Raw genomic sequence first — 13161 nt, 5'->3', positions numbered from 1 at the left:
CACCCACGTCACGCCGTCCGCACGCAGGCGAAGAGGTGGCGCCCGTAGTTGTCCTCGTACGGCGGCACCGCGTCCCGGTCCGGGCCGAGGTCGAGCACCTCGTCGAAGGTGGTGTTCTCGAGCAGGAACTCCCGGATGTAGGCGGCATCCCAGCCCCGCAGCGACTTGCGGAACCAGCGCTCGTGCTCCTGGCCGGTGTCGAGGAAGAGCACCTTGCGGGTCGCCCGGTCGAGCATCCGGACGAGCTCGACGGCGTCGCAGCTGCCACGGCCGAGCACGAAGTGGTGGAGCAGGCTGAAGCACGACACCACGTCCCAGCTCTCGTGGGAGCCGCCGAGCAGGGCGACGGCGTCGCCGGTCCGGATCCGGGCCGGGTCGAGGCCGTAGACGATCCGGCCGAGCGTCGCGCCGAGCGGGTCGCGCTCGATCCCCTCGGCCTCGAGCCCGAGGTCGGTCAGGTGCCGGACGAACCAGCCGTAGCAGCTGGCGACGTCGAGGTAGGTGCCGGCGAGCTGGTCCCGCCCGCGCAGGAAGGACTCCATCGCCTCCAGCCGGTCGACGCAGCAGCGCACGGTGGGCCACCGTGCGGCGAGCTCGGGTGACACGACGGGCTGGTAGAGCTCGCGGCCGCCGTCGAGCCACGACATCGCGCGGAGCAGGTCCTGCAGCGGCGTGGTGATCGCGCCGCGCCGCACCCGGACGGGCAGGGACGGCAGCCCTGCGGCAGCGGCGAGCGCGATCCGGTGGTGGCCGTCGAGGACCTGGAAGCAGTCCGAGTCCGCCACCGGTACGACGAGCACCGGCTGCCCGGGCGGCGAGTGCAGCGCGTCGGACGGCAGCGCCACCTGCTCACCCGCCGCGCGGGCCAGGAACGAGCGTGCCTGGGCGACGATCCCGGCGTCGTCGGTGGCCGCGAAGAAGCGGCCGGTCCGTCGTACGCACACCCGCGCCATCCGCCCGTACGACGACACGAGGATCTCCGCGTCGCCGATCACCCCCGAGCCGTCGCGCCCGGCCAGGTCGAGCAGGGCCGCGTGCGGACCGTCGACCACGCGCCGCGAGGGCCACAGCGGGTCGCCGAGCGCGGTGGCGAACGCGGCGGCCGTCATGCCGTTCTGGCCGCCGAGCAGCAGCAGGTCCAGGGGCACGTCGCGCAGCCCGGGATGCCAGCGGGTGAGCCGCGCCAGCCGGTGCCGCGCGGGTGCGGAGAGCAGGTCGGTCATGACAGGGATTCCTCTCGCCAGTGAGGCACCCGGCCCAGGTACGGGACCAGGGCGGCGTCGGGTGCGTCGAAGTGGTGGCGGAGCTCGGCCGCCAGGTCGGGGGGCAGCGGAGTTCCGGGGCGCTCGTTCCAGCGCCCGACCTCGGCCGGGCGGTGCACCGGCAGGCCGAGCCGGCGCTGCAGGTCGACGTACACCTCGACCGGGTCGGCGAACAGCGCGTCGGCATCGACGACGTGCACGCGGGCCCGGCCCAGGGCCGTGACGTAGCGGGCGATCTGGGCGGCGTAGTCGCCGCGTGCCAGGTAGGCGTGGTGCCGGTGCGCGAAGCTGGTCGCCTCCGGGTCCGCGGCGAGCATGTCGGCCTGCCCGGCGGTCCGCACCGCCTCGCGCGCGACGGCGTCCGCGAAGGGCAGCGTGTCGAAGCCGCGCGCCGTCTCGTGCCGGTGCGCGGAGTACGCGCGGGCGACCGGGTCGCGCACCATCACGACCACCTGGCAATCGGGCAGGTCGCGGGCGATCCGCTCGGCGGCGAGCGGGTGGAAGAGGTAGTAGCCGCTGCACTCGAACGTGATCCGGTCGCGCGCGCTCCGGCGGAGGGGGAAGTGCGCGCGGTACCAGCGCCGGCCGTGCCGGTAGCCGTCGTCGAAGTAGCCGGTGCCCTTGTCGACCGTGGGCCGGCACAGGGCCGGGTGCTCGCTGAGGAGGCGGAAGACCGTGGTGGTGCCGGCCCGCTGCGCGCCGACGACGAGGATGTCCGGCTCCTGGCGCAGGTCGGCGGTCAGCCAGCCCCAGGCGAGCAGACCCGCGCGCGCCGTGCGGCGCAGGGGCAGCGGGAGCCGGCGCCGCAGCCGGCTCGCGGCCGCGCGGATCATGCCGCCACCGCGAGACGCCGCCGGGACCGGAAGCCCGTCACGAAGACGTCGACGGCGAGCCGGCGGCGCAGCCGCCACACGACGGCGCCGTACCCCAGGCCGGCGACGGCGACCGCGGCCAGCCAGGTGGCCGGGGTCAGCCCGGTGAGGACACCGAGCAGCGCGACCGGGAGGCCGACGCACGCGACGGGGAGTGCGGCGGCGAGCGCCAGGTCGGCGACCGGCGGCCGCAGCCCGATGTCGGCACGCAGCTGCACGACCGCCAGCACGCAGCGCACCACGACCGCGACCACCCAGGCGATCGCCGCGCCGGCGATGCCGATCCGGGGCACGAGCAGCAGGCACAGGCCGACGTCGAGGGCGAGCGCAGCGAGCGTGTTGGCCAGGCTCAGCCCGCTGCGCCCGGTCATCAGCAGCAGCGTGTCCACCGGGCCGGACGCCACTGCCACGAGCATGCCGCCGGCCATCACGACCGCGACGACGACCGCCTCGCCGCGGGTGTATGACGAGCCGAACCACCCCAGGTAGGCGGCGGGTGCGGCGGCGACGGCGAGGTAGACCGGCCACGCGAGCAGCACGCTCCAGCACGTGCTGACGCCGAACACGCGGTCGACCAGGCCGGGGGCGTCGTCGTCCTCGGACGCGAGGATCATCGTGAAGCGCGGCTGCACCACCGACGAGACGGCCTGGTTGGCGAGCTGGCCGAAGACGACGAACCGGGTCGCGACCGTGTAGACCGCCGCGTCCGTGGGCGAGAGGAGCCAGGCCACGAGCACGATGTCGAGGCGCTGCACGCCGACCTGCGCGATGCGGGCGACGGCACGCGGGCCGGTGAACCGCCAGTACTCGCGGGGGCCGACGACCGCTGCACCGCGCTGCCCCTTGCCGACGAGGACGCGCAGCGAGCGGAGCGCGAGCAGCGCGCTGACGACGTACGCCGCGGCCCAGGCGGTGGCCAGGCCGGCGCCGGGCAGTCCGGCGACGAGCGCCACCGCGACGAAGAGGATCTGCACGGCAGGCCGCACGATCCGGTCGACGACGACGGTCGCGCGGAACAGCGCGTGCGCCCGGACGGCCGCCAGGCAGAGATCGGTGGCCGCGGCGAGCGGCAGCGCCCACACGAGCGCGCGGGTGTCGGGCCACCAGGTGCCGAGCGCCAGCGCGAGGGCGAAGGCGGTCAGCAGCACCGGCAGTGCCGCGGTCCGCACCAGCGCGCGGACGGCGTCCGGCCGGTCGTCGCGCAGCACGAACCGGGCCAGCCCGGTGTCGGTGCCCAGGCCGGCCGCCGCGAGCGCGACGAGGAAGACCGCGGTGGCCGCGAAGAACCGGCCCGCCGTGTCCGGCGCGACGCTGCGGGTGACGACGAGCACCAGCCCGAAGCCGGCGATCGTGCTGAGCACCGCACCGGCCAGGGTCGCCGCACTCCCCCGCGCGACCGCGCGCAGGTGCCGGCGCTCCCCGTCGAGCTCCTTCACGCGTCCACCCCCAGCAGGCCCACAACCTGCGTGCCGGTGCGGGATGCCGCGGCGACGACCTCGTCGATGTCGGAGCGCCGGCAGCGGCCGGTCCGGACCTCGACGAGGACGGCCGTGGAGGCTCCGAGCAGGGCCCGGCCGACGGCCGTGCCGAAGCCGGGCGCGCGGACCAGCACGAGGTCGGCGTGCTTGGCGAGCTCGGCCAGGCTGCGGGCCATCTCCGCCGAGGCCGCGAGGTCGCCGAAGCTCGCCGGGTCCGGCGCCGGAACGCCGTCCTTGACCAGCGGCCGCAACCGGCTGCGGAAGTGCCCGTCCTCCACGAGGACGTCGTCCACGACGGCCTCCTGCAGCACCAGGCTCGCCATCGCGGCGAGGTCGTCGGGGCGGGTCAGGTCGACGCCCACGACCTCGTAGCGGGCTCGGGCGAACGACTCGACCAGGGCCGCGAACGTCAGCGCCTTGTCGCGCACCGGCGGTGCGACGGTCACGACCGGAGGCCGGTCCGAGCCGGCAGCGAGCACCACGGATCGCGCGTGGGCGATCACGTCGCTGTCGGCCCGGACCGGGGCCCGGAGGACGCCGAGCGGCGTGGGCCCCGCATCTGCGAGGTCCTCCAGCCGCCGTACGACGTCGGGCGCGGTGCGCCCGGACCGGACCACCACCACGGACAGGGTCAGCAGCAGCGCCAGGCTTCCCCCCAGAAGGCCTGCGCGCAGCGGATCGGCCCACGGTCCGGGTGCCGTCACCTGTCCCGGGGTGACCACCTGGCCGGGGTCGAGGCCGACGGCCTGGACCGCGGCCAGCTGGGCGCGCAGCGAGCTGATCTGGACGATCAGCTCCTGGGCCTGCTGGTCGAGCGGCCCGCGCCGCGGGTCGCCGGACCCCAGCAGGTCGAGCTTCTTCACCGTCGCGTTGCGCTCGTTCTCGCGCAGCTTCACGAGCGCCTCGAGCCGCGACGTGCGGTCCGTGATCGCCGCGACGGTGCGGGACTTCCGGTAGTCGAGGTAGACCTTGGCGAAGGCCGAGGCCCGGGCCAGGGCGGTCGCGTCGTCGGGTCCGCGTGCGGTGATGTCGAGCAGCTGCGTGTTGGGCGGCACCTCGACCTGGATCGCGGCGAGCAGGTCGGCCGGCGTGCCCGACTCCTTCAACGTCGCGAGGACGGCGCGGGCGACCGCGTCCGACTGGAGCACCTGGGCCTCGGTCTCGAGGTTGACCAGGTCGTCGCCGCGCCCGCCCGGGCTGTACGCATTGCCCTCCGAGGGGGCGAGCATGATCACCGCGGTCGCGGTGTGCTGCTGGTCGCGGTGCCGCGCCCAGGTCGCGCCGGCCCCCGCGCCGAGCACGACAGCGAGGACCGCGGCGACCGCGGCGCCCATGATGAAACGCGGTGTGACCCTCCGGAGCTGGCCCATGACACCTCCCCAACCCGACGACCGGCTCGTCGGATCGCCTCATCATGAGCGCGTCTCAGGGCTCCGGGAGGGCCTGTGCCGGGATACCCCCAATTTGTGGGAGGGCTGGGGTGACCGGTCCCGGAAACCCAGCAGGGATGGGGGATTCCTGCCCAATATCGGTCATGCCGCCACCGGGAGCGGTTGACACGATCGCAGAGCCCTCGGGACCGGGGGCCGTGCGAGTGCGGGGACGGGTGATGCACATGTGTTCAGCCAGGATCAGTCGGCATCAACCGGTCCCCGGCCGACTGCGGCGTCATGTCGCGTGGCTGCTCGTCCCCATCACGGCAGTCATGATGCTCGTCCCCGCACTCGCGCCACTACCGTTCCTCACACCCGCCGCGCAGGCCGCGCCGGGCACGATCGGGTTCGTCGCCTCGGCCAGCACGAACGGCAACCGCACCGCGCACACGGTGCGGGTGCCGGCCGCCGCCCAGGCCGGCGACGTCCTCGTCCTCGCCCTCACCACCAACTCGACGACCAGCACGATCGCCGACCTGGCCGGCTGGCAGCTCCTCGCCACTCGCGACGGCAACGGGATCCGCAGCCGGCTGTGGAGCAGGACGGCGACCGCCGCCGACCCCAACGCCAACGTGACGGTCACGACGAGCGCGGCCGCCAAGTCGGTCGTCACGGTGAGCGCCTACCGCAGCACCGGACTCACCCCCACGGTGACCGCGGTCGCCGGCGGGACCGACACGTCCGGCATGAGCCACGTCGCACCGGCCGTGCCGGTCGCCGCGGCCGGCTCGTGGCTGATGGGCTACTGGTCGGAGAAGTCCTCGACCGACACGGTGTGGACGCTGCCCGCCGGCACGACGTCGCGCGGCACGGACGCCGCGACCGGCACCGGGAAGGTCAGCGCCTCCTGGGGTGACTCGGGCGCTCCGGTCGCGACCGGCACCGCCGCCGCCCGGACCGCGACCACGAGCACGACGGCGTCCCGGTCGGCGACGTTCTCCGTCGTGATCAGCCCCGGCGACCTCTCGGACGGCCCGCCCACCGCGGCGTTCACCGCGGGCTGCAACGGGCTCGTCTGCTCGTTCGACGCCTCCGGCTCGAGCGACCCCGACGGGGACACGCTCACCTACGCCTGGACGTTCGGCGACGGCGGCACCGCCACCGGACGCACGCCGAGCCACACCTATGCCTCCGCCGGACCGCGCACGGTGACCCTCACGGTCAGCGACGGCAGCCACCAGGACAGCACGAGCAAGCAGGTCAGCCCGGACGTCGCCGTCACCGCCGGCGAGATCACCTACGTCGCCGCGGCCAGCACCGCCGGCAACCGGCAGGGCCACTCGGTGACGGTCCCGGCGTCCGTCGAGCCGGGCGACCGGCTGGTGCTCTTCCTCGTCACCAACACGACGACGAGCACGATCACGGACACGATCGACGGCTGGACGCTGCTGCAGTCGCGCGACGGCAACGGGATCCGCGGCCGGGCCTGGACCCGGGCCGCGACCGCCGCCGACGCCGGGCGCACGGTGACCGTCACCGGCAGCGCCCTGGCCAAGTCGGTGATGACCGTCGCGGCCTACCGCAGCACCGGTCCGGCCGTGGTCGGGGCGTCCGCGCTGGGGGGTGCGGACGCCTCGGCCACCAGCCACACCACGCCCGCCGTCTCCGCGGCGAACGCCGGCTCGTGGCTGGTCAACGTGTGGAGCGAGAAGTCCTCCACGGACACGGTGTGGACGCTGCCCGCCGGGGAGCCGACCCGCACCCAGGCGGCGGCGACCGGCACCGGCAAGGTGAGCGGCATCGTCGGCGACTCGAACGGCGCCGTCCCGGTGGGCCCGGTCGCCGGGCGCACCGCCACCACCAGCACGTCGGTCTCGCGCTCGATGCTCCTGTCGGTCGTGCTCGACCCGGGCGTCGACGCGACCGGCACGAACGAGCCCCCGGTGGCCGAGTTCACCTCCGGCTGCGCGGGCCTGACCTGCGAGATGGACGCCGCCCACTCCTTCGACCCGGACAAGGACGCGCTGACCTACTCCTGGCAGTTCGGCGACGGCCAGACCGGGACCGGCATCAACCCGTCGCACACGTACGCGACGCCGGGCACCCGCACCGTGACGCTCACCGTGAACGACGGCCACGGTCACACCGCCCAGACCACGAGCAGCGCCACCGCGGTGCTGCCCGCCCCGCCGCCGGGACACACCGCGATCGTCCCCGACACCCCGCGCACGAACCAGCCCACCATCACCGATGGTGAGATCTGGGACATCGAGGTCGTCGGCAACCGGGTCTACGTGGCCGGCACCTTCACCTCGATCCGCCAGCCCAACAACGGCGCGATCGTCAACCAGGCCGGCCTGGCGGCATACAACTGGAGCACGGGGCAGGTCGACACCGGCTTCCGACCGACGTTCACCAACGGCGGCGTCGACGCCGTCGAGGCCTCGCCCGACGGCACGAAGCTCTACATCTCGGGCAACTTCGGGACGGTCAACGGCCAGTCCAAGAAGGCGATCGCCCGGCTCGATCCCACGACCGGTGCGCCGGTCGCCGGGTTCACCGCCAACGCGAACGGCAAGGTCAACGAGCTCGCGGTCACCAACTCCACCGTGTACGCCGGCGGGCGCTTCACCACCATCAACAACGTGCCGCGCGGCGCGCTCGCGGCGGTCGACGGCGTCACCGGCGCGGTCCGCAGCGACTTCGTCAACAACATCACCGGCGGCATCGGCACCAACGGCGAGCTCGCCGTGCAGCGGCTGAAGCTGTCCCACGACGAGGGTCGGCTGCTGGTCGTGCACACCGGCCGCCAGGTCAACGGCCAGAACCGGTACGGCGTCGCGATCATCAACACGCGCACCAACAAGCTGACCCCGTGGCGGACCACGCTGTGGGAGGACAACCTGCAGTTCGTCGGCGGCATCCAGCGGGCGTACGGCGGCGACATCTCCCCCGACGACTCGTACTTCGTCGTCACCAGCGGCTCCGGCGGCGACCGCCCGCCGATCAACGACACGGTCATCCGGTTCAACCTCAACGACGACGCCGACGCCAAGCCGGTGTGGATCACGCGGCAGTTCGACTCGACGTACTCGGTCGCCATCACGGAGGCGGGCATCTACGTCGGCGGCCACTTCCAGTGGTCCGAGTCGGCGACGGCGCCGGTGCCGTGGCCCGGGCTCGACGACGTCGGGTACGGCACCGGGCAGGGCCTGTCCGGCTACTCGCTGGGCGACGCCGTCGTGAAGCGCTTCCACCTCGCGGCCCTGGACCCGGCCGACGGGCACGCACTCGAGTGGTTCGTCACGTCCAACTCCTACGAGGGCGACAAGCACATCGAGGCGACCCCGCGCGGCCTGTTCGTGGGCGGTGACGGCAACACCAAGGGCGGCTACAACGTCGGCCGGATCGGGTTCTTCGACTTCGGCAACGTGCCCGCGCAGAACGGCACCCAGACCGTGATCACCGACCCGATCGAGGGCCGGATCAAGCCGGTCGACGAGCAGTTCGAGATCACCGGGACCGCGACGGCCGCGTCGGGCGTCCAGCGGGTCGAGGTCGAGATCATGGACCGCAACTCCAACCGCTACCTCAACGACGACCTCACCACGTGGGGCAGCACGACGAGCAACACGATCAACGCCACGCTCGACCCGGGCACCGGCAGCACCCGCACCTGGCGGCTGCCGCTCACGATGACGGCCAACCGCGAGCTTCTCGTCCGGGCGCGCGCGGTCGCGGGCAACGGCACCGCCGACAACACCAAGGCGACCAAGAAGTTCGAGACGTTCGGCACCGACGACCGGCCGCCGACGACCAGCATCACCGGGCCGCCGAGCCCGCTGCGCCAGCTGACGTTCACGATCACCGGCTCCGCGGCCGACGACATCGGCGTCAACGGCGTCAGCTTCACGCTGCGCGACAGCCGGGACCGCTACCTGCAGGACGACGGCACGGTGTCGGGCACGTACCACACGTTCCGGGTCACGCCTGACGTCGTCGGCGCGACCAGCACGACCTGGTCGTACGAGGTGACGGTCCCCTATGAGGACGAGTGGTGGGCGCAGGCCCGGTCGTCCGACACCGCCGGCCAGTCCTCGCTCGACACCGCCGACCGGCGCTGGATCGTGAGCGAGAACGGCCAGCCGCCGACGGTCTCGATCACCCAGCCGGCCGTCATGGTGCCGCCCACGGCCGCGCAGCCGGTGACGGTCACGCCGGGCAGCCCGATCACGTTCACCGGCTCGGCGAACGACGACCAGGCGCTCAACGAGGTGACCATCACCCTCCGCAACAACTCGACCGGTGAGCGGCTCGCGTCCGACGGGTCGTGGGGCACCAACGTGATCGCCGGCTCGTACCGGATCTCGCCGGTCAACCTCAACCAGGCCAGCTACAACTGGTCGTACACGACGCCGTTCAACCTCAGCCCCGGCACCTACACCTTCACGGTCAGTGCCGACGACCAGATCGGCCTCAGCACGTCGTCGGCCAACCAGGGCCGGCTGACGCTCAACGCCGCCATCCCCGGCGACGCTCCGCCGAACGCCACCATCACGCCGACCGGGACGATCACCGGCCAGCAGGTGCTGCTGCTCAACCTGGCCGGCGGGGCGACCGACGACAAGGGGGTCGCGCGCGTCGGGGTCGCCATCCGTGACGCCGACACCAGCCGGTACCTGCAGCCCAACGGCACCATGTCGGCGTCCTTCGCCACCCTCGACGCCACCCTCGCCAACCCGGGGGCGACGAGCACGGGATGGACGCTCAACGTGGCGCTGCCGACGCAGGGCGACTGGAACGTGACGGCCTACGCCTGGGACAGCGCCGGGCAGCAGGACCCGTCGACGGCCGGCGCCACCTCGCGCTACCCGATCTACCCGGGCGACCAGCCGCCGGTGATGAACGAGGCGCTGCTCAGCCCGACCGAGGGCACCGAGTTCCCCGACGGCAAGATCTTCGTCAGCGGACGTGCCGAGGACGACCAGGCGATGCAGGAGGTCGACGTCGCGATCGTCAACGCGGCCGGCCAGTACATGAGCTCGTCGGGCGCGTTCACCAGCACCACCGCGAGCTGGCGCACGGCCTTCCTCAACAGCCCCGGCACCCCCGGGTCGAACTTCTCCTACACGACACCGGTGATCCCGGCCGGCGCGTACACCGTGCGCGTCCGGGCGATCGACCAGCACAACTTCGTCAGCGTGATCTACGAGCGCCACGCGACCGTCCTCCACCCGCCGAACAACCCGCCCGTGGCGAGCTTCACCGTCTCCTGCACCAACAACGTGTGCGCCTTCGACGCCCGCGGCTCGACCGACGAGAACGCCACGACGCTGACCTACTCGTGGGCGTTCGGCAACGGCAGCGGCACCGGACCGGTCCCGACGCGGACCTACACCGCGGCCGGCACCTACACGGTCGTGCTCACCGCGAAGGACGAGTGGGGGGACACCGGCACGGCGACGCAGACCGTCACCATCACGACGCCGCCGGGCAACCGGGCGCCGGTCGCGGTCCTCAACCCGCCGGCCTGCGCGAACCTCGCGTGCAACTTCTCGGCGGTCGGCTCGTCCGATCCCGACACCGGCGACACCCTCGCCTACCGCTGGCAGTGGGGTGACGGATCGGCCGACTCGACGACGACCTCGCCGGCGCACACGTTCCCGGCTGCCGGGACCTACACGGTCACGCTGATCGTCACCGACGGGTGGGGCGCGGCGACCACCACGACCCGCGCGGTGACCGTGCCCTGAGGTGGAGCCGGACATCCAATTGTGGTGAAGACCCTCGACAAATCGGGACGAAAACCCAAATATTAGGGACGTTCCGGCGTTCCGGGTGCAGGGCCGCGAGGGCCGCGCATAATCGCTGTCATGACGAGTCCGATTCCGGGCCGTCAGTCCCGTCACCCGCGCAGGGTGGATTCTCGGGCGGTCACTCGACGGCGATTCTTTACCCAGTTCGGGGCAGGCGCGCCCCTACGAAGTGAGCACGTGCCCCCGGGCCAACGACTGTCCCGGCTGACCCGTCCGTCCCCCATCGGGTGGACGGCCCTGCTGGCCGCGCTCATGCTGCACCCGTACGCCGTGCTCCTCATGCAGAGCCCCGCGCTCGACCCCATGGCGGCGGCCGGCGAGGTCTGCATGGTGCTGGCCAACCTGGTGCTGCTCGGCAGCGCGCAGGTGCTGGCCTTCGACACCCGGGTCGAACCGAACCTGATGCGCTCCCGGCTCGCCGCGGCCGCCGCGGTGGTCGCGGTCCAGGACCTGCCGCTCATCGTGTGGGCCCTCGCCGACCCGACCCAGACCGGGCACACCTATCTTCTCTCGGTCGGCCAGCTCGTCACCCTGGTCGCCGTCCTCGGGCTCGTCGCGCACGGCGCCCGGGGCACCCGGCTGCCCCGGATGAACCCGATGGCGACCGGCCTGCTGCTCGGCCTTCTCGTGCTGTGCGTGCGCCTGGCGCTGATCGCGACCGGCCTCTCGCCGTACCTCGACCTGCACCGCCCCGTCGACGTCGTCATGATCGCCGCGACCGGTGGCCTGATCGTCCTCATGTGCGTGCAGCTCGTGCGCTCCCCGCTCCCGCACTGGGCGGCGCTGCGGGTCGGCACCGGCGTCGTGCTGCTGTTCGTGGCCCGGCTGTGGGCGAGCATCGAGCACGCGTCGTCGCCGCCGCCGATCGCGGTGGTCGCCGTCGTCGTGTGCAACGCCCTGATCCTCACCACCGTGATCAGCCTGCTGCTCGCGACCCTGACCAGCACCCGGGACCGCGAGTCGGCGCTCGCGCACCGAGCCGCCGTCGCCGAGGCGACGGTGCAGCACGACCGCGAGGTCGTGCACGAGGTCCGGGCCGCGACCGCGGGCATCGTCGCCGGCGTCCACCTCCTCGCCGGCGACCAGGTCCCGCCCGGGCCGCGCCGGGAGGCGCTGCAGCGGATGGTCGACGTCGAGGCCGAGCGACTGCGCCGGCGGGTCGCCGACGAGCCGGAGGAGAAGGTCGCCGACCTGTCCGTCGACGACCTGGTGGAGCCGCTCGTCATCGCCCAGGAGGCACTGGGCCACCGCGTCACCTGGCAGCCCACCGGGCTCCACGTCGTCGGCCGGCACGACGGGATCACCGAGGTCCTCAACGTGCTCCTCACCAACGCCCACCGGCATGCCCACGGCACCGCCACCGCGGTGTACTCGCGGGTCGTCGGCCGCGAGGTCGAGATCCGGGTGTCCGACCACGGCCCCGGCGTCGACCCCGCCCTGCGCTACCACCTCTTCCAGTGGGGCGCCCGCGGCACCTTCTCGACAGGCCAGGGCATCGGCCTGCAGCGCGCCCACCGACTGATGCTCGAGCTCGGTGGCTCCCTCCGGCTCGACTCTGGTCGACCCGAACGCGGGGCCACCTTCGTGGTCACGCTTCCCCACGCCGACGCCGCCGCTCCCGCGCGTCCGCTACGCCTCAGCTCCTCGGGCGAGCGAACGACAGGAATGGCTGGATGAACGGATCACCACACCGCCCGATGCGGATCACGATCATCGACGACCACGCGCTGTTCGCGGAGTCGGTCGCCTTCTCCCTCGAGGCCGAGGGCTACCTCGTACGGCGGATCGACCTCGCGGACCGCCACGCCACGCTCGCGACGGTCCTCGCCGCCGCCGCCCGCAACGCACCGCGCATGGTGCTGCTCGACCTCAGCCTCGGTCGCCTCGGCGACGGGCTGCGGCTCATCGCGCCGCTGAGTGCGACCGGGGCCGCCGTCATCGTCATCACCGGCAGCGTCGACCGCTCGCGGTGGGGCGAGGCCGTGCGCCACGGCGCCAAGGCGGTGCTCCTCAAGACGTGCCCGCTGAGCGAGGTCATGGCGACCGTGCGCCGGGTACGGGACGGGCTTCCCCTGATGACACCGGACGAACGGGCCGCGCTCATCGAGGTCGCGCTGCACGACCGCGACGAGCTGCGCGACCTCCGCGGCCGGCTCGAACGGCTGACCCGCCGTGAGTCCGAGGTGCTCGGCGCGCTCATGACCGGGGCCCAGGTGCGGGAGATCGCGCGGACCAGCGTGGTCTCCGAGGCGACCGTCCGCTCGCAGGTGAAGTCGATCCTCGCCAAGCTCGAGATGAGCTCGCAGATCGCCGCCGTGGGCGCGGCCTTCAAGGTCGGCTGGCACCCTCCGGAGCACTGA

General features: G+C 73.2%; 7 protein-coding genes. 3 read left to right on the top strand and 4 right to left on the bottom strand.

Annotated elements, in window-relative coordinates; genetic code table 11:
- Positions 1-8 precede the first annotated feature (8 nt).
- The 4 genes from BM223_RS02330 to BM223_RS02315 are packed head-to-tail and all read right to left on the bottom strand — an operon-like array spanning position 9 to position 4946.
- Positions 9-1223 (bottom strand): class I SAM-dependent methyltransferase, encoded by a 1215-nt coding sequence (locus tag BM223_RS02330; RefSeq protein WP_052139049.1) that lies wholly within the window; start codon positions 1221-1223, stop codon positions 9-11.
- A complete protein-coding gene (locus BM223_RS02325) occupies positions 1220-2095 on the bottom strand; it encodes a sulfotransferase family protein (protein WP_038681950.1) in 876 nt (291 codons plus the stop codon). The genes BM223_RS02330 and BM223_RS02325 overlap by 4 nt, the downstream gene beginning before the upstream one ends.
- On the bottom strand, positions 2092-3570 hold the full coding sequence (locus BM223_RS02320) for a lipopolysaccharide biosynthesis protein (protein ID WP_052139050.1): 1479 nt from the start codon (positions 3568-3570) through the stop codon (positions 2092-2094). The genes BM223_RS02325 and BM223_RS02320 overlap by 4 nt, the downstream gene beginning before the upstream one ends.
- Positions 3567-4946 carry a GumC domain-containing protein gene (locus tag BM223_RS02315; RefSeq protein WP_038681952.1) on the bottom strand — a complete coding sequence of 460 codons (1380 nt, stop codon included), beginning with the start codon at positions 4944-4946 and terminating at the stop codon, positions 3567-3569. The genes BM223_RS02320 and BM223_RS02315 overlap by 4 nt, the downstream gene beginning before the upstream one ends.
- Before the next feature lie 371 nt (positions 4947-5317).
- On the opposite strand from BM223_RS02315, the gene BM223_RS29625 reads away from it, so the two are divergent.
- The 3 genes from BM223_RS29625 (at position 5318) to BM223_RS02300 (ending at position 13161) form a co-directional block, all read left to right on the top strand.
- A complete protein-coding gene (locus BM223_RS29625) occupies positions 5318-10738 on the top strand; it encodes a PKD domain-containing protein (RefSeq protein WP_052139051.1) in 5421 nt (1806 codons plus the stop codon).
- A 240-nt stretch (positions 10739-10978) separates the two neighbouring features.
- Positions 10979-12478, top strand: coding sequence for a sensor histidine kinase (locus tag BM223_RS02305; protein WP_158510233.1), 1500 nt, complete (start codon positions 10979-10981; stop codon positions 12476-12478).
- Positions 12475-13161, top strand: a complete 687-nt coding sequence (locus BM223_RS02300) for a response regulator (RefSeq protein WP_038681956.1) — start codon at positions 12475-12477, stop codon at positions 13159-13161. The genes BM223_RS02305 and BM223_RS02300 overlap by 4 nt, the downstream gene beginning before the upstream one ends.

This window comes from Pimelobacter simplex, from assembly GCF_900114845.1.
GTDB classification, from domain to species: Bacteria; Actinomycetota; Actinomycetes; order Propionibacteriales; family Nocardioidaceae; genus Nocardioides; species Nocardioides simplex.
Note: the sequence above shows the minus strand (reverse complement) of the source record. Positions and strands in the feature narration are given on the sequence as shown.

Bases quoted from the DNA above. Each gene is read 5' to 3' on its own strand.
- BM223_RS02315 (WP_038681952.1), bottom strand. From the start codon at position 4,946: ATGGGCGCCGCGGTCGCCGCGGTCCTCGCTGTCGTGCTCGGCGCGGGG.
- BM223_RS02325 (WP_038681950.1), bottom strand. From the start codon at position 2,095: ATGATCCGCGCGGCCGCGAGCCGGCTGCGGCGCCGGCTCCCGCTGCCC.
- BM223_RS29625 (WP_052139051.1), top strand. From the start codon at position 5,318: ATGATGCTCGTCCCCGCACTCGCGCCACTACCGTTCCTCACACCCGCC.
- BM223_RS02330 (WP_052139049.1), bottom strand. From the start codon at position 1,223: ATGACCGACCTGCTCTCCGCACCCGCGCGGCACCGGCTGGCGCGGCTC.
- BM223_RS02300 (WP_038681956.1), top strand. From the start codon at position 12,475: ATGAACGGATCACCACACCGCCCGATGCGGATCACGATCATCGACGAC.